The organism is Bacillus cihuensis (assembly GCF_000504145.1).
Classification (GTDB): domain Bacteria; phylum Bacillota; class Bacilli; order Bacillales; family DSM-1321; genus Peribacillus; species Peribacillus huizhouensis.
Genome location: NZ_KI632497.1, coordinates 501,433 through 526,706, shown reverse-complemented (window position 1 = coordinate 526,706; position 25,274 = coordinate 501,433). Strand labels below are relative to the sequence as shown.

The following is a 25,274-nucleotide window of genomic DNA, read 5'->3' as shown; positions in this document are numbered from 1 at the left end:
GCGTACTTAGTCTGATTTCGTTGACCTTAGTTCGTACTGTCGATTAATTGAAGGAATGCAAAGATCTTAGCGACAGTAGTACGGGACTAACAATCAGTGGGGAATGAAGAAAACCCGCTGATTGAAGTTTCACTTTATGTGATACCATATAGCGATTAAATCTTCTGTTAAAGAGGGTTTGGAGTATATTTTAAGTTAATGTAGAAGGGGGAGAGGTGTCAGACCTCGCACTCTAAATCAGTATGTCGAGTATCATACACTGTATTTAGTTGTTGTGGGGTTTGACCCTTTTTTTGTGAGTCCCTCTTATTTTTTTGATGTAATAATCTAGTGTTTAAGGCATTTTCAGATTAATCTTATAAACTAAAATTAAAAAGTCCTAAAATTTCACTTGTAAAAATCAAGAATAATTGTATAATTAGTTTATAAAGTAGTGCAATCGGTTTCACAAATTATTCCTAGACCTAAGAAAGCTAAAAGTCTTTATTTTTGAAGAAATTTTCAAAGATAAAGATACACAATTTTATTATTGGGATAATTTGATAGCGTTTACATATTTGGTTTCCAGCAACAAGTGCGCAAACGATTGCTGACTTAAATCAAAACGCAAATGGGGGTTAAATCATGAAAAAGGCACTGTCTATTTTTATGATGCTTATGTTGCTTCTAGGTATACTTGTTGCATGTGGAGCTCCTGAACGGGAAACTAGATCAAAATCTCCAGACGAAACAAAAAATAAAGATAAAACAGCTGAGGAAGCTAAGCCAGAAAAACTAATTGTGTGGGAAGACATTGATAAAGCTGTAGCCTTAAAGCCAGCTATTGCATCTTTTGAAAAAGAATATGGCATTAAAGTTGAATTTCAAGAGTTAAACATGGCTGATAAAATGCGCGATCAATTACGACTAGATGGTCCAGCCGGAAAAGCTCCTGATGTCGTGACATTGCCTCATGACCAAATTGGTCAAGTGGTAATTGAAGGGTTGATTCAAGAAATCAATGTATCAGATGATGTACTTGATACATTTACTGAATCATCTGTAAATGCTCAAATGTATGATGGGAAATTATTCGGTTTGCCCAAAGCGACTGAAACACCTGTATTCATTTATAATAAAGCATTAATGAGTAAAGCTCCGGCAACGATGGATGAACTCTATACTGAAGCAAAAGCATTAACAAAAGGCGGCCAATACGGATTTTTGGCGCTTTGGGATAACTTTTACTTTGCACATGGTGTAATTGCAGGGATGGGAGGCTATGTATTTAATCAAACTGATAATGGCCTTGATCCAAAAGATCTTGGTTTGAATAACATCGGTGCGGTTGAAGGAGCAAAATACATCCAAAAATGGTACAAAGAAGGACTATTCCCTAAAGGAATCATCGGGGATAACGGGGGGTCTACTAAAGACGGTTTATTTAACCAAGGTAAAGTAGCCTCTGTTATGGATGGGCCGTGGGCATTCCAAGGAATGAAAGATGCTGGAATTGATATCGGTATCTCTGAGTTGCCAACATTGCCAAATGGTGAGCATATGAAAACTTTTATGGGTGTTAAAGGCTGGAATGTGACAGCATTTACGAAACATCCATACTGGTCAACAAAACTAATCGAATGGTTGACAAATGAAGAAAATGCAAAAATCCGATTTGAGTTAACGCAAGAAATTCCACCTGTCAAAACGTTAATCGAGGATCCGATTATTACCGATAATGAAGGAGCTAAAGCTGTGGCCATTCAATCACAATATGCTGTTCCAATGCCCAATATTCCAGAGATGGCAGAGGTATGGGAGCCAGCAGGATCGGCATTACAAACGATTGCAACTGGAAAAGCTGAACCAAAAGCAGCGATGGATGATGCAGTAAAATCAATCGAAACAAACATTACAACAAACCACCCTTCTGAATAATGGAATATAACTGCAGGAGCCAAGAAGTAATAATGTTAATGGTCAGAACCCTTTAAGGAAGATAATTAGGTTGGAAAGCGGCGTTAAGCCGTTTTTTAACCCCTTCAGAGGCAAGCGTTTGCGCACTCAAGAGGCTCTCTATTTAGTGAAGCCATTTGAAATCCAATATTAATGGTTAAGTAAACAGGGATCAATAATACTCTCCTACTGAAAGGGAGGCAGATTGATATGGATGGTATAAATCCAGCAATTAAACACGGCAGAAATGCTGCACTTTTATCGATCATCCCTGGATTTGGCCAGTTTTATAATAAACAATATGTAAAAGGATTTATCTTTCTTCTGTTAACAATCGCCTTTTTCGCTAGTTTCTTAGATACATTGAATTGGGGATTTTGGGGATTATTCACACTAGGAACCATTGCTGGGCTTGATCATTCAATTTTCTTGCTGATTGATGGGATTATTGCCTTAATCATTTCGGTGATTGGACTTGGTATTTATATAGTCAATATTTACGATGCGTATAACTCGGGGAAAAAGCGCGACCATGGATTAGCGATTTCTTCAGTCAAGGAACAATATCATAATTTACTAGATAGTGGCTTTCCTTATTTAATGGTGTCACCAGGTTTTCTGTTATTAATCTTTGTTGTCATTTTCCCGATATTATTCGTTATTTTATTATCTTTTACGAATTACGATTTATATCATTCACCGCCAGCAAAGCTAGTAGACTGGGTTGGGATACAAAACTATATCGATATTTTTAAGTTGGACTTATGGCGCAAAACATTTTTTGGCGTTCTTGGATGGACGATTGTATGGACATTTGTGGCAACAACTCTCCAGGTGGCACTTGGTATTTTCCTAGCGATACTTGTCAACCAAAAAGATTTAAAAGGTAAAGCGATTATCCGGACGGTATTTATACTACCATGGGCAGTGCCGGCTTTTGTCTCAATCCTCATTTACTCAGGAATGTTTAATGAATCATTCGGTGTTATTAATACAGGCATTCTTCATGCATTTGGTATTGATCCTGTTCCTTGGATGACTGAAGAAAACTGGACTAGGCTTGCTCTAATATTTATTCAGACATGGTTAGGATTTCCATTTATATTTGCAATGACAACTGGTGTTCTTCAATCGATTCCCGATGAATTATATGAAGCGGCAAATGTGGACGGAGCGACCATTTGGCAGAAATTCATGAAGATTACCTTACCGATGATTTTATTTGCGACAGCACCGATATTGATCACGCAATATACCTTTAATTTTAATAACTTCAATGTCATCTTCTTATTTAATGGTGGTGGTCCTGCGATTCCAGGTCAAAACGCAGGCGGTTCAGATATTTTGATTTCATGGATTTATAGTCTTACTATGACATCTGCTCAATATGGGAAAGCGGCTGCTATTACCATGCTATTATCAATAGTTGTTGTGACAGTTGCACTTTGGCAATTTAAACGATCTAAATCGTTTAAAGAGGAGGGGATGAACTAATCATGGGTATGAAAAAAAACAAAATGATTCGCTTAACTGTTTCGTACCTGATCATCCTTCTGATGTGTGTAGTCATTATTTATCCACTGCTATGGGTAATCGGTTCTTCCTTTAACCCTGGTCAAAGTTTATCAGGCGCATCAATGTTTCCGAAGAATCCAACAATCGCACACTATGCGCATTTATTCAACCCGGAAAAATCAAATTATCTTTACTGGTACATGAATTCTCTTAAAATTAGTATTATTACAATGATTTCGACAGTCATTCTAACATCGATTACAGCGTATTCCTTCTCTAGATATCGTTTCATTGGACGGAAAAATGGACTGCTTACGTTTCTAGTGTTACAAATGATCCCTAACTTTGCCGCATTAATTGCGCTTTACGTATTGGCGGTTCGTACAGAGTTAATTGATACACATCTCGGATTAATTTTAATTTATGTTGGCGGTCAAATTCCGATAAACACGTGGTTAATGAAAGGCTATTTAGATACAATTCCTAAAGAGCTTGATGAATCGGCAAAAATAGACGGAGCAAGTCATATGAGAATATTCGTGCAAATCATCATGCCGCTTGCTAAACCGATCATTGCTGTTGTTGCTTTGTTCGCATTTATTGCTCCATTCGCTGATTTCATCTTAGCAAGAATTATGCTAAGAAGTAATGAGAAATTTACAATGGGGGTTGGCTTATATGAAATGGTAGCGAAACAATTCGGAAATGAATTTACGACATTTGCAGCAGGGTCTGTCTTAATTGCCCTACCGATTGCAATGTTATTCCTCTGTTTCCAAAAATACTTCGTTTCAGGTTTGACGGCAGGGGGCACGAAAGGCTAATCTTAAAGGCGTGAAGAAGTTACATAAGGGGGAAGCAGAGATGAGAAAAAAAGCATTTTCACTCATCTTGCTTTTGTTCTTACTTATTTACGCCCTACCCGCAGGTGCTGTTGAAAAGGAAGAACGAACATGGCAAGATGAAAGCGTTTATTCATTAATGATTGACCGTTTTAATAATGGGGATACAAAAAATGATAAAGAGGTGGATGTAAATGATCCACTTGCTTATCAAGGTGGTGATTTTGCCGGGATCATAGAGAAGCTTGATTATATTAAAGATATGGGATTTACAGCGATTATGCTGACTCCAATCTTTGATAATGAGGCTTTCGGCTATCACGGGTACTGGATTAAGGATTTCTATAATACGGATGAGCATTTTGGAACGATCGATGAATTCAAGAAGCTTGTAGCAGAAGCTCATAAGCGGGATATGAAAATTATCCTTGATTTTGTAGTCAACCATGTAGGACCGAATCACCCTTGGGTAAACGATCCAAAAAAGCAGGATTGGTTCCATGAAAAGAAAGGTATCACAAATTGGAATGATCAGAATCAAGTGGAAACTGGCTGGTTACATGACTTACCTGATTTAAATCAAGATTACCCAGAAACACGTGCGTACTTATTGGATGCTGCTAAATGGTGGATTCAAGAAACCGATGTTGATGGATATCGCTTAGATACAGTAAAGCATGTAGATAAAAGTTTTTGGAATGATTTTTCTAAAGCAGTCAAAGAAGAGAAGAAAGATTTCTACTTGATTGGTGAGATTTGGCTAGATGATCCTACTGTCATTGCTAGCTATCAAGAAACTGGTATTGATGGCTTTATGGATTTTTCACAAAACGCCAGCATGCGAGATGCTTTTTCTAAGCCTGATCAATCATTGAATTTTGTTTTCACTGCACTAGATAGAAACGAAAAGTTATTCACGCATCCGGAATGGAATGGGAAATTTATAGATAACCATGATATGACCAGGTTTACTCATGAAATTGCTGCAAATAATGAAAATCAAGAGACTCGTTGGAAGCTTGCTTTAACGTATATGTATACAACACCAGGAATCCCAATCATCTATTATGGTTCAGAAATTGCCATGAACGGTGGAAATGATCCAGACAACAGAAGATTTATGGGCTTTAAAGCTGACCCTGTGTTAATTGATTATATTACGAAATTAAGTGAAATAAGGCAGCAGCATCCGGCACTAATGAAGGGTGACTTGGAACTGCTTCATGTTAATGATAGTACAGCTGTTTATAAACGAACTTTTCAAAATGAAACAATTATTGTTGCAATTAACAATTCATCGAAGTCACAAACGATAGACGTAGACGCTAATAAATTGGGAACTGACAAAGAGTTAAGAGGATTGGTTGGATATGATTTAGTACGCAATAATGATGGGAAATATCCGATTATAATTGATCGTGAAAAGGCTGAGATCTATACGGTGTCAGAAAAATCAGGCCTGAATATTCCGTATTTGATTACAATGGGAGTTGTCATTTTTGCATTTGTTATGTTCATTGTCTTCATTTTGAAAAGATCAAAGCGTAATCGATCTTTCAAATAGCAAATGAGCCTCTCCCGTATCTATTTTAAAGGCCGATCATAAGTATATTCAAAATTTCAAATGGTACTTATAAGAATTTCACTTAAAAGAAAGCCGATACAATGAGAATCGGGAGGGGATTTAATGAAAAAGCAATGGTGGAAAGAGGCAGTAAGTTATCAAATTTATCCGAGAAGTTTTATGGATAGTAATGGCGATGGCATTGGGGATATTAAAGGAATTATGTCTAAGCTTGATTATCTTAAGGAACTGGGGATTGATGTGATTTGGATTTGTCCATTTTTCAAGTCACCAAATGCGGACAATGGTTACGATATTAGTGATTATCAAGATATTTCTGGGCAATTCGGTACGATGGAGGAATTCGACGAGCTGTTGGCAGAAATACATGCACGTGGAATGAAGTTAATTTTAGATTTGGTATTAAATCATACAAGTGATGAGCACCCATGGTTTATCGAATCAAGATCATCGAAGGATCATCCTAAACGTGATTGGTATATTTGGAAAGAAGGAAAAGGGGATTTACCTCCAAACAATTGGGAAAGTATCTTCTCTGGAAGCTCGTGGGAATACGATGCTGTAACAGATGAATATTATTTACATCTTTTCGCAACAAAACAGCCAGATTTAAATTGGGAGAACCAAGAAGTTCGCAAAGCTTTGTATGACATGGTAAATTGGTGGGTGGATAAAGGAATTGATGGTTTCCGTGTTGACGCAATCAGTCATATAAAAAAACGGGAAGGATTCCCAGATATGCATAATCCATATGGCCTTAGTTATGTACCGGCATTTGATATGCATACAAACCAAGAAGGGATTCAAGATTTTCTCAAAGAATTAAAAGAAGAAACATTCGCCAAATACGATATTATGACTGTTGGCGAAGCAAATGGAGTCGGAATTCATCAAGCAGATGATTGGGTCGGTGAACGAAACGGGAAGTTTGATATGATTTTTCAATTTGAACATCTTGGCCTTTGGAGAAAAGGAATTGACAAAGACGTTGATGTTGTCCAACTAAAGGAAACTCTTTCAAAATGGCAAACTAGTTTGCATGAAAAAGGCTGGAATGCTTTGTTTTGGGAAAATCATGATCAGCCTAGAAGCGTGTCAAGCTGGGGAAATGATACGGATTATTGGAAAGAAAGTGCAAAAATGCTTGCAGCTTGCTATTTCTTTATGCAAGGAACTCCATTCATTTACCAAGGCCAGGAAATTGGCATGACGAATGTCCAGTTTGAATCAATTCAAGATTATGATGATGTCGGTATGATTAATTTTTACAATATTGAAGTGGCTAAAGGTACTCCCCATAATGATGTGATGGAAGTAATATGGAACAGTGGGAGAGATAATTCAAGAACGCCAATGCAATGGAATGATTGTGAAAATGCAGGCTTCACGGAAGGAACTCCTTGGATGAAAGTAAATCCAAACTATAAATCTATAAACGTTGAACAGCAGAAAAAAGATTCTGATTCGATTTATCATTTTTATAAAAAAATGATTCAGCTTAGAAAGAATCATGAAGTGTTTGTGTATGGTGAATATAAGCTGCTGCTTAAGGAGCATCCTTGTGTATATGCATATACTAGGTCAATAGACAATCAAACTGCGGTTGTGCTTAGCAATTTCAAAAATGCGGAACAAACAATTAGCCTATCGGAAATCAAAGTAGAAGCCTCACAGCTACTGCTAACGAATTATTCAGATAGTGATGCTTGTCTCACAAATGAAATAATCCTACGTCCTTATGAAACAAGAGTCTACTTGTATAAATAAGATTAGGCGGAGCGGATTAGTAAGTATCGCTCCGCTTTTTTATATTTACAGCAGACGCTCATGGATGTTTTTTATAATTAAAACCCTGACGGTGCGGAGCTGTTCTTGCGAGCCACGTTCCTTAACCACAGAAAAAAATTAGAAAATGGATGCAAAAACGTAATTTCAAAGGTATGATAGTTACATAATTTTTATTTAGTATTAAAATTAAATGTAAGCGCTTAGAGAGGAGTGATGAATCATGGCAATTACAATAAAAGATGTTGCAAAATTGGCGAGTGTTGCCCCCTCAACTGTTTCACGTGTCATCGCAAATAATCCTCGAATAAGCGAAAAAACAAAGGTTCGTGTCCGAGAAGCGATGGTAGAGTTAGGGTATCATCCAAATTTTATTGCACGAAGTCTTGCGAGTCAATCTACTCAAGTTATCGGCCTAGTATTACCAAACTCTTCTGATGTTTTTTTTCAAAATCCATTTTTTTCAACAGTCCTTCGAGGATTAAGTGAAGGTGCTCATGAAAAACAATATGCATTGCAAATGAGTACCGGAAAAACGGAAGAACAAATTTATCAAGATGTTGTCAATATGGTTCAAGGTGGAAGAGTAGATGGTATTATTCTACTTTATTCGCGAACAGATGATAAAATTTTGAAATATTTACGTGATCGTGAATTTCCGTTTGTCGTCATTGGCAGACCATATGAGTGGGAAGAAGAAATTACTCATGTGGATAATGATAATTACCGGGCTTCTCGGGAAGCGACGGAATATTTAATCAATCTAGGTCACAATAAAATTAGTTTTATCGGGGGGAACAAAAACCTAGTAATGACAATGGAGCGCCTGCAAGGGTACCAAGAGGCTTTAAAAAGTGCAGGACTTCCAATTGTTCCTGATTATATTAGACATGATGAATTCTTACTTGAACGAGGCCAAGAGGCTATACAGGGATTATTATTATTAGAAACACCGCCAACCGCACTACTTGTAACTGATGAGTTAATGGCAATAGGAGTTGTGAACACATTAACGAAACTAGAAGTAGAGGTACCAGCGAATATGTCTATTGTCAGCTTTAATAACGCCTTTTTTTCTGAGTTAGCTAGACCACAATTAACTTCAATTGACATAAATATATTTGACTTAGGCTACCAGGCTGCGAAAAGCTTGATTCAGATGTTATTAAACCCTAAAGAACCAGTGAAGCGAATTATCGTTCCTCATCAGCTGATTGAACGGGTTTCCTGTACGAACGTGCAAAGTATAAAAAAATAAAGTTTAACTAATATATAGCGGGGCTCCACCCCTCGATGATTGTTAGCCCGTTCTACTGTCAATAGATCAAAGCACAAGCTTCGATCTATTGACAGCATGAACTAAGGTTCAATGTATCATAGACTAAGTTCGCCACGTCCTTTAGTCTTTCGTCTATGTGACCCACACCCTGTGGGCGCAAACTATACCTCTGCGTAACTCTAGGTAAATTTCACTCTATCTCACCAAAACCACATTAAAGAGATGTCTCAAGTCAGACATCGCAGTCGCATACAAGAGAAGTAAAACACGATTTACTGTATGTTAAAACGATGACCGTTTGAGACATCCTGATTAATCATCCATTTATGACAGTGCCGCCATTTACATGTATTGTTTGTCCACTAATATAACTTGCATCATCACTTGCTAGAAACACATAAGCACCTGCAAGCTCTTTAGGTTGACCAGCTCTGCCCATTGGGGTATCCGCTCCGAATTTAGCGACATCTTTTTCATCGAATGAAGCTGGAATTAAGGGTGTCCAAATTGGACCTGGCGCCACATTATTGACACGAATTCCATCTTTCGAAATGGAATTGGAAAGAGCTCTTGTAAAGGAAACAATAGCTCCTTTTGTAGAAGAGTAATCGATCAATTTGGGATTTCCTTCATACGCAGTGATGGAAGCTGTATTAATGATACTGCTGCCTTTTTTAAAATGTGGCAGTGCTGCCTTGGTTAGGTGGAACATAGAGAAGATATTCGTTCTGAATGTTTTCTCAAGTTGCTCGGCTGTAATATCAAGGAAGTTTTCCTGAACATGCTGCTCCCCAGCGTTATTTACTAGAATATCTAATGTACCAAACTCCGCAATTGTTTGATCTACTACTTTTTTGCAAAAAGATTCATCTCCTATATCACCTGAAAGTAGAAGACATTTTTGACCTTCATTTTCGATAAGTTCCTTTGTTGTTTCTGCATCACTTTGTTCCTCTAGATAGACAATTACAACATTTGCGCCTTCTTTTGCATAGTAAATAGCGACTGATTTACCGATTCCACTATCACCACCTGTAATAATCGCAGTTTTCCCTTTTAATTTTCCGCTTCCTTGATACTCTGAACAGACGGAATCTGGTTTTGGATGCATTTCTGATTCAACACCAGGTTGATGACTTTGGTGCTGTGGTGGAAATGTTTGCTTATTTTGCTTGTCATTGTTAGCCATATATAAACCTCCTAAATCTTAATATCTACATCTTTCATATTCCTTCGAATTGAAAAATAAAAACGTGGAAAAATTTGGAGTAAACATTAGAACTGAGGCAGGAAAGGATTTCGAGAGAATAAAGAGAACGGTGCCAGAGCCAAAATCTACTAAATATCTTTTAGATAACATGTAATTGACATGTAAAACGGTGTATAGAGTGTGAGGACTTCCCCTTTTTGGAACGTAGCGTCATAATCCTACTTTGTTAAAATTACATATCATTCCCTTAATTACAGCAATAATTAGCATAATCGCCTAACTAAGAAAAAAGCAACCTAGGAAGTTAACGGACGTACTTCCTAGACTGCTTATCTTTATTACATTAGCGATAATTCATAAACTGTACATCAATAGACAAATCTGCACCACGGATGGCAGAGATAATGGCTTGCAGGTCGTCTCGGTTCTTACCGGTTACACGAATTTGATCATCTTGAATTTGGCTTTTCACCTTCAGGCCACTATTTTTAATTATTGTATTAATTTTCTTGGCCTGATCTTTATCAATCCCTTGGATAAGCTTTGCACGCTGGCGAACGGTACCGCCTGAAGCACCTTCAATTTTACCGTAATCCAAGTTTTTGATAGGAACATTACGTTTTACCAATTTACTGATCAATACGTCTTTTAGTTGATCAAGCTTGTATTCATCATCAGAAACTAGAACAAGCTCTTCTTTGTCGAGTGTAATCGTGCTAGAGCTTCCTTTAAAATCATAACGAGTTTGAATTTCTTTCATTGCCATAGTTACAGCATTTGTTACTTCTGAAAAATCAACTTGTGAAACAATATCAAATGAACTATCTTTAGCCATTTTTTACCTCCTGCAGTACGTTTATTTCTACTATTATAGTGAATGTGGCTATGTAACACAACTAAAGTGCATACATGAAGTTGTGTTATATAGATAAAGTGAAACTTCAATCAGTGGGGTCTTACTGCCTGTTAAAAGCGATAAAAGCAGTAAATTATAATGACGTTTTTGGTAACTTATTTAAGAAAAATAATGCAACGGTTCCTGGTCCTGCATGAGAGCCAATAACTGCACCAATCGAATTTATTACAAATCTTTCTGTTCCAAATTCGTCTTGAATAGCTTGCTTCCATTCAAGCGCAGTCTCTTCATTATCCGCATGGCTGATTGCGATGGTTTGTTTGTCTAAATTTGTCCCACGTTCATGCATAATTTCAATAACTCGTTTTAATAATTTTTTTTTGCCGCGGATTTTTTCAAGGGGAATCAATTTACCAGCTTCAACATGAAGCAGTGGTTTGATGTTCAAAAGCCCACCGACTATTGCAGAAGCTTTTGAAATTCGCCCGCCGCGTGCAAGGTACTCGAGATCGTCAACTGTGAATAAATGTTCCATATGTTCGGCTTGGAAAGTGATATTCTCTACTAATTCTTCCTTTGAAGCGCCATTGTTAGCAGCATTAACCGCAGATTTAACGACAAGTCCATATCCAAGGGAGGCACATTTTGTATCGATAATTTCTAAATCAAGATCAGGATATTCTTCTTTTACTTGATTTCGGGCCATTACAGCCGTTTGATATGTACCTGATAATTCAGATGAAAAAGCGATATATATCCCTTGTTTCTTTTCTTTAGCTAACTCCGTAAATAATTCAATCAAATCTTCTGGAGCTGCTTGAGCGGTTTTAGGAGATTTTCCGGTACGCATGGCCTCATAGACTTCATTCGGCTTAATGGTTTTTAGATCTTGATAATTTTCTCCGTCAAGCAGAACTTGTAATGGAATAAAGCGAATGTCATTCTCTTTATAGTAAGACAGTGGCAAATCGCTTGCACTGTCAGCAAGGATGGCGATTGTCATGATTACACCTGCTTTCTAAAACTTGAATATATATGACTACTCATAGTGTAGCATGTCAATGAAAAAAAACAATCCACTTAAGCATGGAATAACAGCTTAAGGGTAGAAGGATACTATAGATAAAGATTGGGGGCAAAATATGTCTATTTTAGAAGTAAAGAAAATTATTATTGTAATAATCGGTGCGCTTTTTAACGCGGTTGCTATGAATCTGTTCCTGATACCCGCCAACATTTATGCAAGTGGGTTTACAGGAGTTGCACAATTATTATCTACTTTACTTAAAACATATGCACCGTTTGACATTTCAACAGGAATTATTTTGTTTGTCTTAAACGTTCCGATTACGATTATTGCTTGGCAAAAAGTCGGTCGCTCATTTACGGTATATAGCTTTATTAGCGTCGGTTTAATGACTGTATTTATGGAAGTAATTCCTGTTTATAAAATGTCACCTGATATTTTATTAAATGCAGTATTTGGTGGAGTTATAGCAGCTATTGGGGTAGGGATTACTCTGAAATACGGGGCATCGACTGGAGGAATGGATATTATCGCAATGCTCCTTTCCCGTGTTAAGGATAAGCCGGTTGGTACATACTTATTTCTACTGAATGGAATCATCATCGTGACTGCAGGCGCAATATATGGACCAGAAAAGGCGCTTTATACGCTTGTTACCCTTTATACTTCAACTAGAGTCATCGATGCTATCCACACACGTCACGAGAAGCTTACAGCGATGATTATTACGAAGAAAGGAGAGGAGCTTAAGCGTGCCATTCACTCAAAACTAGTTCGCGGCATTACTACAGTCCCAGTAAAAGGGGGGTATACAAACGAAAACAAAGAGATGATATTAATCGTGATTACCCGCTATGAGCAGTATGACTTAGAGAAGATCATCAATGAAGTGGATCCTAAAAGCTTTACGAACATTCTTCAAACAACAGGCATAGTTGGCTTGTTTCGAAAGGAGTAAAAAAGAGTCGGACCCACACTCCTATATACAGTTCAATTAGCGTGTTAATGAACTATGTATAGAGTATGGTGTCAGACTCTAAGACTTCGTTTAAACTTCTAGTGAGTTGGCGCTTGTCCAATTTTAGTTTCTAGCTTATTCTGTAACTCCCTTAACTGAACTTGTTCCGCCTCAGTTGAATTGGCATAGGCAGATGAGAGTGCATTTTTGGCGATCTCCATTGTTTCCTCTTGGTTTTGATCACTATTTACTGCCTCTTCAACAAATTTACGAGCTTGCTGAAATAGTTTGTTTGCCATTATAATCCACCATAGCTTTGTTCAGACATAAGTTGAGTTCTTTTTTCTTCAGCTTCAGCGTACGTAGAATGATAAGGTATTCGTTCAGCATGCTGCGAGACTGTATTCTTCCCTTGCTGTACAAAACGTTTGGATTTACTGCTTTTACCCATTCCTAATCGCCTCCGTATTCTAAAGCTTCCTGAGATTGTGCTAAAGAAGTGTACAATCTTTTTCATCAACCTCATTAATAGTTTGGCTACTAAAGCAAGAATTAAAAGAGGGAAAAAATAGAAAGTTTAGGACATGATATCCTTATAATTTCAGGTTGAACCTCTCCTCAAGGAAAACAGCAATTCCATCTTCTTCATTCGTTAGTGTTGTTGCATTGGCAAGTGTTTTCAAATCATTAATGGCATTGCCCATCGCCACGCCTGTCCCAGCATACTCAATCATTTCGATATCATTATCTTCATCACCAAAAGCAATGATGCGATTCTTTGGTATATCTAAATATTTGGAGACACGGTCAAGACCAACCGCCTTATTCAAACCGGTTCGGACAATTTCGATAACATGGAATGGATCAGCCCAGCGGCGATGGTCAATTACTTCAGCGTGGACATCGGACAAATGTTTTCTGATCATATCTACATATTGTTGTTCAGTATGGATTAACATACTTGTAGGTGGCACAGACAGAAAATTACGCAAATCACCAGTAGTAATATTCGTACTACCCATTTGTAAAATATCAATTAGTTTTTCGTCATGATAATGAAAGAATACATCATCGCGTACTTCGGCAATAATGTTATGATACGTAAAATTTTGTACAGCTTCTACAATCTCTTTTGCAACTTCTATATCGAGAGGTGAATGAAAGGCCCCAAAAGCGCTGTTCTTAGGATGATGAACGAATGCACCGTTAAAATTTACAATTGGAGTCTGTAAATCAAGCTCGCGATAATAGGGTTCACTGGAACGATACGGTCTGCCTGTTGCAATCATAACCTCATGACCGTCATCTTTTAATTTTGCTAATGTTCTTTTTGTCCGATTGGTGATGTTTTTTTCATTTGTAAGTAATGTACCATCAAGGTCTAAGACAATCAGATGTTTTTCAGTCATTTAGTCACCTTCAATTTCTAATTTTTTATTGGATATACTATTCATATTACCCTTATTTGTAAGCAATGTTAAATGTTTTTAATTTTCTTTCAATTTAGTAAGGTAAGAGTAATCATTTTGAAAACTTTTGCTAAGAAAGTAATTGCTTAATTAATAAGCAGAAATTTGATATGATGTAGTTATCGAAGTAGATGAAGGAGTGAATATTGGATGGACCAAGATTTAAAAGATAATATAATGGGTGCATTAGAACAAGTTATTGATCCAGAACTTGGAGTTGACATAGTTAATTTAGGTCTCGTGTACGATGTTGATATGGACGAAAATGGGTTAGCAATCGTTACGATGACGCTAACCTCTATGGGATGCCCGCTCGCTGGAACGATCGTGGATAATGTGAAATATGTCCTTGAAGACATTCCGGAAGTGAAGGACTCGGATGTAAACATAGTTTGGAATCCACCTTGGTCAAGAGACCGTATGTCAAGATATGCAAAAATTGCATTAGGTATAAAATAAACTTATGAAAAGAGGGTGTCTCAAATGGAAGGTCAAACCCACAGCTGCTATAAATTGTTGATACATAACGATTTATAGTGTGAGAGGTCACCTTTTGAGACACCCTCTTATATTTATTATTCTGGAGAATTATTCATTCTTGCATTTTGTTCAGCCTTCTTTTGCCGCCAATAAGCTAATGTGTTTTTTAAAGATGCATATCCGCCAATAGCCGCATTTCCATAAAAAAACCCCATAAATATTCCTGCCATTAAATCATGACGATGACTAATTAAAACTGAAAACAATAAACCTATTATCACAGCGATCGTTGGAACATACTGTTTCGGGATATGAAAAAAGATCTTGATTAGTTGAGTTAGAATGATGACAACGGGTACAGCAATAACACCATCCCAAAAATTTGTATGAATTGTTGGAAAATCCATTTATGTTCACCTGCTCTCTTATTTAATAGTTGGATTTCAGATTCAATAGGCTGTAATATCCCTACTTAAATTTAAAAAAACAGGTAAAACAGCGCGAACCCCTTTATCGTCAGTAGAACTGGATAACCATCAATCGAGTTGAAAACTCCCAGCTTGGGAGTTTTATTTTATTATTTGGATGAAATATGAAATTTAATCATCCGAATGAATAAAGGACGATAGTTAAAAGTCGTCAGAATAACCGATAGCATAATTCGTGAGATACTCCCTTTGTAAAAAAAAATAGGAATTATATAATGAAAATGCGGATGTTTAACAATAGTTTAAAAAATTCTATCTTTTTATAAAAATACATTTGATTTTATTTTTATTCAGTCATATAATACTATTATTATAGAATCGTAGGGAAGAATACAATGGAGATGATAACTTGAACGTTTCAATAGTTGGTGCTACAGGCTATGGTGGATTAGAACTTATACGTCTTTTGAAAAATCATCCAAACATGAAAATTGCCTCTTTGCATACATCGTCTAAGTTTGATAGGAAAATAAGTGATGAACATACACATTTATTGCATGAAGATTTTGTATTAGAAGATATTAATCCTGAAAAAATCGCCGATACATCGGATATCGTTTTTCTCGCAACACCATCAGGCGTTTCAGCAGAACTTGTATCTGATTTTTCTAAATTGAATGTTAAGGTTATTGATTTATCTGGTGACTTGCGCTTGAAAACACCAGGTGAATATGAAAAGTGGTATAAAAAAACGGCTGCACCGCAGAAAGTCATTGATTCAGCTGTATACGGCCTTTCAGAGTGGAATGCAAACCAAATTAAGGAAGCAAACATAATCGCAAATCCAGGCTGTTATCCAACTGCGGTACTGCTTGGTCTTGCACCATTATTCTCAGAAGGGTTAGTTAAAGATGTGATTATTGATGCTAAATCAGGGGTATCTGGAGCAGGCAAGTCTCCATCAGAAATGACCCATTTTAGCGATATGAATGAAAATTTTAAAATATATAAAGTCCATGAGCATCAGCATATCCCGGAAATTGAACAACAACTTTCTACGTGGCAACAAAACATGCAGCCCATTACTTTTACAACTCATCTTGTCCCAATGACGAGAGGAATTATGGCGACTATGTATGTCCAGGTTAATAAACACTTTTCTACACAAGAGCTTTATGATTTATATCAAACGATTTACGAATCCCATCCATTTGTAAGAATTCAAAGGGTAGGGCAGTTCCCAGTCACGAAACAAGTATATGGTTCAAATTTCTGTGATATCGGGATGGCATATGATGAAAGAACAGGAAAAGTAACAATTGTCTCGGTTATCGATAACCTTGTTAAAGGGGCAGCCGGGCAAGCAATTCAAAATGCAAATATTATGATGGGCTTGGATGAAACAGCAGGTTTATCCACAATTCCCATTTATCCATAACTATTCGGAGGTAAGTCATGAAAACACTACAGCGTGTTGCATCTATAAAGAAAATTGATCAAGGAAATATCGTTACACCACAGGGGTTTAAAACAGCAGGTGTTCACGCTGGATTACGCTATTCGAAGAAAGATCTTGGGATCATCTTATCGGATATTCCAGCTTCAGTCGCAGCTGTTTACACACAAAGTTTAATCCAAGCAGCTCCCCTTGATGTGACGAAGGATAGCATTCAAATGGAAGGGAAGTTACAAGGCATCATCGTTAATAGTGCTTGCGCCAATGCTTGCACAGGCAAACAAGGACTAAAAGACGCCTATGAAATGAGAGATCTTGCTGCTTCAAAATTCGATTTAGCGCCACATTATCTTGCAGTTGCTTCAACAGGTGTTATTGGCGAATATATGAAAATGGAAAAAATTAAACGTGGGATCGAATTGTTAGAGCCATCACCTGCGGACAAAGATGCTATTGACTTTGAACAAGCTATCTTAACAACAGATACCGTAACGAAGAATTGTGCGTACTCAGCAGAAATTGATGGAGTAACGGTCACGATGGGTGGAGCAGCTAAAGGATCGGGCATGATTCATCCGAATATGGCTACAATGCTTGGATTTATTACGACAGATGCAGCTATTGAATCGAGCGATTTACAGTTTGCTCTTTCAACTATAACGGATCAGACGTTTAACCAAATTACTGTTGATGGTGATACTTCAACAAATGATATGGTACTTGTATTAGCTAATGGCAAAGCTGGCAATCAATCTTTATCACCAACACACCCTGAATGGGATACTTTCATTCAATTACTGAAACTAACGAGTGAAAGCTTAGCTAAACAAATTGCCAAAGATGGTGAAGGGGCAACGAAATTAATTGAATGCAATGTTTCCGGAATGGAAACTAAACAAGCTGCACAAATAATTGCAAAAACAATCATTGGTTCTAATTTAGTAAAAACAGCAGCTTATGGAGCGGATGCGAACTGGGGAAGAATTATTGCGGCAATGGGACGTAGCGGGATTGACTTTAACCCGCAACAAGTCACGATTGCTTTCGGAGATATTGTTGTATTAGAAGACGGTGAGCCGGTAGATTTTTCGGAAGAAATGGCTAAAGCTTATTTGGAACAAGACTTACTCGTGATAAATGTTACGCTTAAAGAAGGTTCTGAAAGCGGAACAGCATGGGGCTGCGACTTAACCTATGATTATGTGAAAATCAATGCGAGCTATCGATCATAAGGAGTGTGCAGAATGAAAACCTTAGTTATTAAATGCGGCGGCAGCATTATTGATGAACTGTCAGATTCTTTTTTTGAAAGTATAAAAGAACTGCAAAACCGTGGCTGGCAAATGGTCTTTGTTCATGGCGGTGGTCCAGATATTAACGCCATGCTTGAGCAAAGTAAGATCACACCAGTCTTTGAAAATGGGTTACGTAAGACTACAGCTGAGGTATTGGAAATTGTTGAACTGATGCTTTCAGGTAAATCAAACAGAAGTCTAGTGCATAAACTTGAATCCCATGATATTAAAGCAATTGGTTTAAATGGATCTGATGGCAAGATGTTGATAGGAGCCTACATTAATGAATTGGCTTTAGGAGCCGTTGGCGAGATTAAGAAAGTGGATACAGACTTATTAGAAATGATACTACAAAAAGGGATATGTCCTGTATTAACTCCAATTTCAATAACGGAATCAGGTCAGAAGTTGAACGTGAATGCTGATATGGCAGCAGGTGCAGTGGCGAAAGCGCTTGGTGCGCAAATGTGTTTGTTTGTTACCGATGTGAAGGGTGTTTTAAAAGAAGGCAGCTTACTCTCACAGCTTACAGCAACGGAAGCTAATGAAATGATTAAAGAAGGTACCATTTATGGCGGCATGATTCCTAAGGTTACCACTGCGCTTTCCGTTTTAGAAAAAAGTATACCAGAAGTGATGATTGTAAGTGGAAAGACTTGTTTCTATCAAAATAACGATTTTATTGGAACGAAATTTGTTACACAGGAAGGGGTATATATATGAGTTCATTATTTCCAACCTATGATAGTTGGCAGATTGAACCAGATGTGGCAAAGGGATCTTGGTTAACGAGTAAGGATGGGACGAAATATCTGGATTATACATCTGGAATCGGCGTGTTGAATCTTGGGCATTGTAATGAAACAGTAAAAACAGCCGTAGAAAAACAGTTAGCTGCATTTTGGCATACATCAAATATGTTCGAAAACTCAAAGCAGGAAAAAACAGCTTCATTAATCACTAATGCATCTGGTCTCGGTCATGTTTTCTTTTGTAACAGTGGTGCGGAAGCAAATGAAGCTGCAATAAAGCTAGCAAGGAAAGCAACTGGGAAAAATAAACTTATTACTTGCACTCAATCGTTCCATGGACGTACATTTGCAACGATGGCAGCAACAGGACAGGAAAAGGTTAAAGTTGGTTTTGGAAAAATGCTTGAAGAGTTTGCTTATATCCCATTCAATGATGTAGCTGCATTGGTAAACAGTGTAGATGCAAACACAGCTGCAATCATGATTGAAATTGTCCAAGGAGAAGGCGGGATTCATAAAATAGAACAGGAATTCCTGGATGCAATTAAAACAGCAAGTGAAAAATTCGGAATCTTAGTAATTATTGATGAAATCCAAACTGGAATTGGCCGTACTGGTAAGCCATTTGCTTTTCAACACTATCAAATTGAGCCAGATATTATCACAATCGCTAAAGGATTAGGAAATGGCCTTCCAATCGGTGCAATGGTAGGAAAGAAAGAGCTTGCTAAGCATTTTGGACCAGGTAGCCATGGATCAACATTTGGCGGAAATCCAGTTAGTATTGCAGCAGCAGAAGCGACACTTCAAGTAGTGTTCGAAGACGATTTTCTTTTAGAGGTAATTGAGAAAGGTAACTATCTTATCAATCAATTACATGAAAATTTGAAGGATATTGAAATTGTGAAAGAGATACGCGGGATGGGGCTGATGATTGGAATTGAATTAGTAAATGCTGGTCAACCGATTTTACTAGAACTCCAAAAGCAAGGAATTCTTGTCCTGACAGCCGGTCCAAATGTAATTAGATTACTACCACCATTAACGACAAATAAAACTGAGTTGGATTTATGTATAGAAAAAATTACTAAAGTTATAGCAAGCAAACAGCCAGTCTCATAATGACTGTATTTTTACTTACTTAAATGAATAAAAATACTTCATTTTATATAAAAATGCAGTCCTGCATAGGAGTGATATTATGAAAAACTATTTACATTTATCAAATGGTCAATCATTTGAAGGCAAATTACTAACAAAAGAGATGAAAGATACCGTTCAAGGAGAAATTGTCTTTTTCACAGGGATGACAGGCTATCAAGAAGTGCTGACAGACCCTTCATATAAAAATCAAATTGTCGTATTTACGTATCCGCTAATTGGAAATTATGGGATTAATAATGAAGACTTTGAAAGCAGAAAACCTCATGTAGCTGGTGTAATTGTCTATCAAGGAGATATGAGTTATTCACACTTTCAAGCTCGCCATTCTTTAAAAGATTATTTGGATAAGTGGAATATTCCATTGCTTAGTCAGATCGATACGAGAGCGGTCGTTAAGACCATTCGAACGTCAGGTTCTATGGAAGCAGCGATTACTCCAGATCCATCATATAAAGTGGTAACGGACTATTATGAAAATACCCAAATCGTTTCAGAAGTTTCATCTAAGGAAATTACGAGTTATGGAAACGGAACAAAGCATATCGTCCTTTTTGATTTTGGCTACAAAAAATCAATTTTGGATAGTTTACTCAGTCAAAATTGTCAAGTAACGATCGTGCCTTACGATACGGACCTGCAAACGATTCAAAACCTAAATCCGGATGGTGTTGTTCTGTCTAATGGGCCGGGTGATCCGAAGCAGCTGAATCATTTATTTCTGAATTTCAAAAACATTCTTACACAATATCCGGCGATGGGCATATGCCTTGGCCACCAACTTGTAGCTCTTGCATTTGGCGGTGATACGAAGAAAATGCTTTTTGGTCATCGTGGGGCGAATCAGCCGATTGTTGATTTGAAAACAAAACGGGTGTATATGAGCTCACAAAATCATAGCTATGAAGTGTCAGAGGGGAGCTTATCAAACACAGGGTTACAAGTACGATTCCGCAATGTGAATGATGGGACAGTTGAAGGGTTGGTTCATGCAGAGTTACCAATTATTACGACACAGTATCATCCGGAAGCAAATCCAGGACCTGTCGAGAGTGTAGAACATTTTACTGATTTTTTACAAATGATAAATGACTATAGTGGGAGAGAAAAAGCATATGCCTAAGAATCATTCCATCCAAACCATCTTAGTAATTGGCTCAGGACCGATTATTATCGGGCAAGCAGCAGAATTTGATTATGCCGGTACGCAAGCATGTTTAGCGCTTAAAGAAGAGGGTTATAGAGTTATTTTAGTAAATAACAACCCTGCTACCATTATGACTGATGATATGAATGCAGACGCAGTATATTTTGAACCATTAACTTGTGATGTACTTGAAAAAATCATCGCAAAAGAAAAACCTGATGGATTGCTTGCTACATTAGGCGGACAGACTGGATTAAACCTTGCGTATCAACTTCATGAGGCAGGAATTTTGGAAAAGTATGGCGTTACATTGCTCGGAACTCCAATTGACTCCATTAAAAAAGGAGAGGACAGGGAGCTTTTTCGCCAATTAATGTTTGAAATCAACGAACCAGTTCCTGAAAGTATGATTGTTCATACCTTTGATGAGGCGGTTGCTTTTGCTGAAAAAATTGGGTTTCCGATCATTGTTCGGCCTGCGTATACACTAGGTGGTACTGGTGGCGGTATTGCAGAAGATATGGACGTATTCAAGGATCTTGTACGAGGCGGATTACAAGAAAGCCCGATTACACAATGTCTGATCGAGCGAAGCATTGCTGGTTTTAAGGAAATTGAATATGAGGTCATGCGAGATAGCAATCAAACCTGTATTACGATTTGTAATATGGAAAATATCGATCCTGTTGGCATTCATACAGGTGATTCCATTGTTGTGGCTCCATCTCAGACACTTTCCGATGAAGAATATCAAATGCTACGCTCGGCTTCAATTAAAATTATTTCAGCATTAGGGATTATCGGTGGCTGTAATATTCAATTTGCTCTTGATCCGAATAGTAAAAGCTACTTTTTAATTGAGGTAAATCCTCGGGTAAGCCGTTCTTCAGCACTTGCGTCAAAAGCAACAGGATATCCAATTGCTCGTATTGCAGCCAAATTGGCTGTAGGCTATCATTTGTCAGAACTAATCAATCCTGTTACAAAGAGTACGTATGCAAGCTTTGAGCCGGCACTTGATTATGTAGCGGTGAAATTTCCGAGATGGCCATTTGATAAATTTCCAACAGCAACGCGCAAGCTAGGAACGCAAATGAAAGCAACCGGTGAAGTAATGGCCTTACATCGAAGTTTTGAAGGTGCTCTTCAAAAAGCGGTTGACTCACTAGAGCTTAAGACATTAGGGATTCAATTAAATTCATTAAAAGACAAATCGATTTCAGAATTATGGGATATGCTTTATGCCCAAACAGATGAACGAATTTTTGTGATTTTAGAATTACTTCGCAACAATGTTACAATAGAAGCCATTCATGAAGCGACTAAGATGGACTATTTTTTCTTAGCAAGTTTCTCATCGATTATAGAACTGGAAAAGAGTCTTGAAGCTAAAAAACTTGATCATGTAACGAAGGAAGAGTTCATGTTCCTAAAGGAAAAAGGTTTTTCTGATCGTTATTTAGCATCTGTTTGGGACACATCAGAACTTAATGTGAGAAAACAGCGAATCTTGTTAGGGGTTACAGCTGCATATAAAACGGTTGATACATGTGCAGCCGAATTCGAATCGCATACAAATTATTATTACTCGACATATTTTGGAGAAAATGAGCAGGAAAAGTCAAATAAACAAAAAGTATTGATTATCGGGAGTGGGCCGATTCGGATTGGTCAAGGAATTGAATTTGATTATTGTTCTGTCCATAGTGTTTATGCCCTTCAACAAGAAGATGTAGAAACCATCATGATTAACAATAATCCTGAAACAGTAAGCACAGATTTTGCTACGGCTGATCGACTTTATTTTGAACCATTGACGCTTGAATATGTTTTGAATGTAATTGAGGCTGAAGGGATTCAAGATGTAATCGTTCAATTTGGTGGTCAAACGGCAATTAATCTTGCAAAAGGACTTGAGGAGTATGGTATTAATTTATTAGGAACATCTTTTGATATTGTTGACCAATTAGAAGATCGTGATCGATTTTATACATTATTGCAAAAGCTTGATATTCCTCATGTTCCTGGTGAAATGGCAAATAACGCCCAAGAATTACTGAAGCAAGCAGAACAAATAGGCTTTCCTGTTTTATTACGACCTTCCTATGTAATTGGCGGTCAAGGAATGGAGATCATTCAAGATCTTCAAAGTTTAAATAACCGTTTGAACAATGGCTCAACTCTTGTTTACCCTGTCCTCATTGATTCTTATATTGCTGGTCAAGAAGCAGAGATTGATTTAATTGCGGATGGAAGTAATGTCTATATTCCTTTAGTTGCAGAACATATTGAAAAGGCCGGCGTCCATTCCGGAGACAGCCTCGCTATTTTTCCAAGTACTACTATTTCAACAGAACTGAAAGAAAAAATGGTTGAATATGCGAAGAAAATTGTAGTAGAGCTTGGCTATAAAGGACTAATGAATATTCAATTCGTTATCCAAGGTCATAAAGTTTATGTGCTTGAAGTAAATCCTCGTGCAAGTCGAACAATCCCTTTAATTAGTAAAATTAGCGGTGTTCCACTTGTACAAGTAGCGACAAAAATATTGCTTGGGAAATATTCTTTGTCGAATTTATTAGGAAAAACGGGTCTAGAAGATGATTTTTCGTTTTCGGCAATTAAATACCCAGTATTTTCAACATTTGCTCTAAGTGGACTCGATTCGAAAGTCGGACCAGAAATGAAATCGACTGGTGAAGGGATTGCTATTGCGGAAACAGTCAATGAAGCACTAGCGAAAGTTTATCATGGCCAACGAGACTTGAATAAAAACGGTTTATTCATTTCCTCAACAATCCATCTTAGTAAGGAAACGTTAAATCGTGTGATGGATGCAGGTTTGGTCATTGCGGATGGTCATTTCGAATCATGGCTTAAAGAAGGTAAAGGAGCGGCAGTATTATCGTATGGAAAATCTGCGGAAGATCAGCAATTACGATTATTAGCAGCAAAATACCGTATACTCGCTTTTTCTGAAGAAGAAACTTTCCTTGCATACTTACAATCGCTGACTGAAAAAGAGATAAAAATCGCATCATTACAACATTGGCTTCACTTAAATAAAAAAGGAGTGACACATGCATGAGTACAATAATCAAGAAAGGGAAAATCATTCAGCAAAAGGATTTTCTTACATTAGCTAACGTGTTTCCCGATTCAATACTTGAACTGCTTAACTTAGCTAGTACTATTAAGGAAAAATGGGCAGCGGGTGATGAATACCATCCTTTAAAAGGAAAAACATTAGGGATGATTTTTGAAAAATCATCGACAAGGACAAGAGTATCATTTGAAGTTGGTATGCTACAACTTGGTGGTCATGGTTTATTTTTAAGCAGTAATGATATTCAAATAGGTCGTGGGGAGACAGTTTCGGATACAGCAAAAGTCTTATCCCAATTTGTTGATGGGATTATGATACGAACATTCGGTCATGAAAAGATTGAAGAGTTGGCAAATGCTGCAACCATTCCTGTTATTAATGGTTTAACGGATATGTTCCATCCTTGTCAGGCTTTAGCAGATTTATTAACAATTCAAGAAGTAAAAGGAAAGCTTGCAGGCCTGAAGATGGCGTATATCGGCGATGGAAATAATGTCGTACATTCTTTAATGATAGCCTGTGCAAAAACTGGAATTGATTTTTCCATAGCTTGTCCACCTGGATACGAGCCGAATAAAGAGATTATTGAATACGCGAAAAAAGAGGCTAAGCAACAAGGGTCTGAAATTCTAGTGACACATTCTCCAATTGAAGCAATTGAAGGTGCTGATATTGTTTATGCAGATGTTTGGACATCTATGGGGCAAGAAGCTGAAAATGCTGTGCGACTAGAAGCATTTAAAAAGTATCAAATAAATGCAGAGTTAGTGAAACATGCAAAAGAGGACTATATTTTTATGCATTGCCTACCTGCTCACCGTGAGGAAGAAGTGACAGCTGAAATCATTGATGGACCAAATTCTGTAGTTTTTCATCAAGCAGGTAATCGACTACATGCGCAAAAAGCGATTTTGGTCGATTTACTTCAATAATTTGCGAACCATTTTCTAAAAATAACCATAGATGGTCACACACTTTTTTGGAAACA

Annotated in this window: 22 protein-coding genes; 15 read left to right on the top strand and 7 right to left on the bottom strand. The window is 37.4% G+C overall.

Annotated features, from left to right (window positions below):
* Positions 1 to 624 precede the first annotated feature (624 nt).
* The 6 genes from V179_RS0120725 (at position 625) to V179_RS0120700 (ending at position 8,920) form a co-directional block, all read left to right on the top strand.
* Complete coding sequence (locus V179_RS0120725) at positions 625 to 1,917, top strand: extracellular solute-binding protein (RefSeq protein ID WP_028393175.1); 1,293 nt, start codon at positions 625 to 627, stop codon at positions 1,915 to 1,917.
* A 228-nt stretch (positions 1,918 to 2,145) separates the two neighbouring features.
* Positions 2,146 to 3,429, top strand: coding sequence for a carbohydrate ABC transporter permease (locus V179_RS0120720; RefSeq protein ID WP_028393174.1), 1,284 nt, complete (start codon positions 2,146 to 2,148; stop codon positions 3,427 to 3,429).
* A 2-nt stretch (positions 3,430 to 3,431) separates the two neighbouring features.
* Positions 3,432 to 4,274 carry a sugar ABC transporter permease gene (locus V179_RS0120715; RefSeq protein WP_028393173.1) on the top strand — a complete coding sequence of 281 codons (843 nt, stop codon included), beginning with the start codon at positions 3,432 to 3,434 and terminating at the stop codon, positions 4,272 to 4,274.
* 40 nt (positions 4,275 to 4,314) lie between these two features.
* Entirely contained in the window at positions 4,315 to 5,856 is a 1,542-nt protein-coding gene (locus V179_RS0120710; RefSeq protein WP_028393172.1) for an alpha-amylase family glycosyl hydrolase, read from the top strand.
* Between the two features lie 123 nt (positions 5,857 to 5,979).
* Entirely contained in the window at positions 5,980 to 7,644 is a 1,665-nt protein-coding gene (locus V179_RS0120705; RefSeq protein ID WP_028393171.1) for a glycoside hydrolase family 13 protein, read from the top strand.
* Between the two features lie 241 nt (positions 7,645 to 7,885).
* Positions 7,886 to 8,920 carry a LacI family DNA-binding transcriptional regulator gene (locus tag V179_RS0120700; protein ID WP_028393170.1) on the top strand — a complete coding sequence of 345 codons (1,035 nt, stop codon included), beginning with the start codon at positions 7,886 to 7,888 and terminating at the stop codon, positions 8,918 to 8,920.
* A 337-nt stretch (positions 8,921 to 9,257) separates the two neighbouring features.
* Here V179_RS0120700 and V179_RS0120695 read toward each other — a convergent pair whose 3' ends face one another.
* From V179_RS0120695 to V179_RS0120685, 3 genes are all read right to left on the bottom strand, one after another.
* Positions 9,258 to 10,130, bottom strand: a complete 873-nt coding sequence (locus tag V179_RS0120695) for an SDR family oxidoreductase (RefSeq protein ID WP_028393169.1) — start codon at positions 10,128 to 10,130, stop codon at positions 9,258 to 9,260.
* Positions 10,131 to 10,494: 364 nt separating this feature from the next.
* Complete coding sequence (locus V179_RS0120690; RefSeq protein WP_028393168.1) at positions 10,495 to 10,986, bottom strand: YajQ family cyclic di-GMP-binding protein; 492 nt, start codon at positions 10,984 to 10,986, stop codon at positions 10,495 to 10,497.
* A 154-nt stretch (positions 10,987 to 11,140) separates the two neighbouring features.
* Positions 11,141 to 12,010: a DegV family protein gene (locus tag V179_RS0120685; protein ID WP_028393167.1), complete on the bottom strand. Its 870-nt coding sequence runs from the start codon at positions 12,008 to 12,010 to the stop codon at positions 11,141 to 11,143.
* A 139-nt stretch (positions 12,011 to 12,149) separates the two neighbouring features.
* On the opposite strand from V179_RS0120685, the gene V179_RS0120680 reads away from it, so the two are divergent.
* Positions 12,150 to 12,992, top strand: coding sequence for a YitT family protein (locus tag V179_RS0120680; RefSeq protein WP_028393166.1), 843 nt, complete (start codon positions 12,150 to 12,152; stop codon positions 12,990 to 12,992).
* Between the two features lie 98 nt (positions 12,993 to 13,090).
* Here the strand turns inward: V179_RS0120680 and V179_RS0120675 are convergent, their stop codons facing one another.
* The 3 genes from V179_RS0120675 to V179_RS0120665 form a co-directional block, all read right to left on the bottom strand.
* Positions 13,091 to 13,291 (bottom strand): DUF3813 domain-containing protein, encoded by a 201-nt coding sequence (locus V179_RS0120675; RefSeq protein ID WP_028393165.1) that lies wholly within the window; start codon positions 13,289 to 13,291, stop codon positions 13,091 to 13,093.
* Positions 13,291 to 13,443, bottom strand: coding sequence for a hypothetical protein (locus tag V179_RS31390; protein ID WP_180320065.1), 153 nt, complete (start codon positions 13,441 to 13,443; stop codon positions 13,291 to 13,293). The genes V179_RS0120675 and V179_RS31390 overlap by 1 nt, the downstream gene beginning before the upstream one ends.
* Positions 13,444 to 13,585: 142 nt before the next feature.
* Complete coding sequence (locus tag V179_RS0120665; protein ID WP_028393164.1) at positions 13,586 to 14,401, bottom strand: Cof-type HAD-IIB family hydrolase; 816 nt, start codon at positions 14,399 to 14,401, stop codon at positions 13,586 to 13,588.
* 210 nt (positions 14,402 to 14,611) lie between these two features.
* Here V179_RS0120665 and V179_RS0120660 point away from each other — a divergent pair, with 210 nt between their 5' ends.
* Positions 14,612 to 14,920 (top strand): metal-sulfur cluster assembly factor, encoded by a 309-nt coding sequence (locus V179_RS0120660; RefSeq protein WP_028393163.1) that lies wholly within the window; start codon positions 14,612 to 14,614, stop codon positions 14,918 to 14,920.
* 116 nt (positions 14,921 to 15,036) lie between these two features.
* Here V179_RS0120660 and V179_RS0120655 read toward each other — a convergent pair whose 3' ends face one another.
* On the bottom strand, positions 15,037 to 15,348 hold the full coding sequence (locus V179_RS0120655; protein WP_028393162.1) for a hypothetical protein: 312 nt from the start codon (positions 15,346 to 15,348) through the stop codon (positions 15,037 to 15,039).
* 430 nt (positions 15,349 to 15,778) lie between these two features.
* Between V179_RS0120655 and argC the strand changes: the two genes are divergently transcribed.
* The 7 genes from argC to argF all read left to right on the top strand — a co-directional run bounded on the left by argC (position 15,779) and on the right by argF (position 25,218).
* On the top strand, positions 15,779 to 16,807 hold the full coding sequence (gene argC, locus V179_RS0120650; protein ID WP_028393161.1) for an N-acetyl-gamma-glutamyl-phosphate reductase: 1,029 nt from the start codon (positions 15,779 to 15,781) through the stop codon (positions 16,805 to 16,807).
* Positions 16,808 to 16,824: 17 nt separating this feature from the next.
* The gene (gene argJ / locus V179_RS0120645) at positions 16,825 to 18,057 is read left to right on the top strand and encodes a bifunctional ornithine acetyltransferase/N-acetylglutamate synthase (protein ID WP_028393160.1); all 1,233 of its coding nucleotides are present in this window, start codon (positions 16,825 to 16,827) and stop codon (positions 18,055 to 18,057) included.
* A 12-nt stretch (positions 18,058 to 18,069) separates the two neighbouring features.
* Positions 18,070 to 18,843 carry an acetylglutamate kinase gene (gene argB / locus V179_RS0120640; RefSeq protein WP_028393159.1) on the top strand — a complete coding sequence of 258 codons (774 nt, stop codon included), beginning with the start codon at positions 18,070 to 18,072 and terminating at the stop codon, positions 18,841 to 18,843.
* Complete coding sequence (locus V179_RS0120635) at positions 18,840 to 19,994, top strand: acetylornithine transaminase (RefSeq protein WP_028393158.1); 1,155 nt, start codon at positions 18,840 to 18,842, stop codon at positions 19,992 to 19,994. Before argB ends, V179_RS0120635 begins: the two co-directional genes overlap by 4 nt.
* A gap of 79 nt (positions 19,995 to 20,073) precedes the next feature.
* Positions 20,074 to 21,156 (top strand): carbamoyl phosphate synthase small subunit, encoded by a 1,083-nt coding sequence (locus V179_RS0120630; protein WP_028393157.1) that lies wholly within the window; start codon positions 20,074 to 20,076, stop codon positions 21,154 to 21,156.
* Positions 21,149 to 24,268 carry a carbamoyl phosphate synthase large subunit gene (locus V179_RS0120625; protein ID WP_028393156.1) on the top strand — a complete coding sequence of 1,040 codons (3,120 nt, stop codon included), beginning with the start codon at positions 21,149 to 21,151 and terminating at the stop codon, positions 24,266 to 24,268. Before V179_RS0120630 ends, V179_RS0120625 begins: the two co-directional genes overlap by 8 nt.
* Positions 24,265 to 25,218: an ornithine carbamoyltransferase gene (argF, locus tag V179_RS0120620; protein ID WP_028393155.1), complete on the top strand. Its 954-nt coding sequence runs from the start codon at positions 24,265 to 24,267 to the stop codon at positions 25,216 to 25,218. Before V179_RS0120625 ends, argF begins: the two co-directional genes overlap by 4 nt.
* Positions 25,219 to 25,274 lie beyond the last annotated feature (56 nt).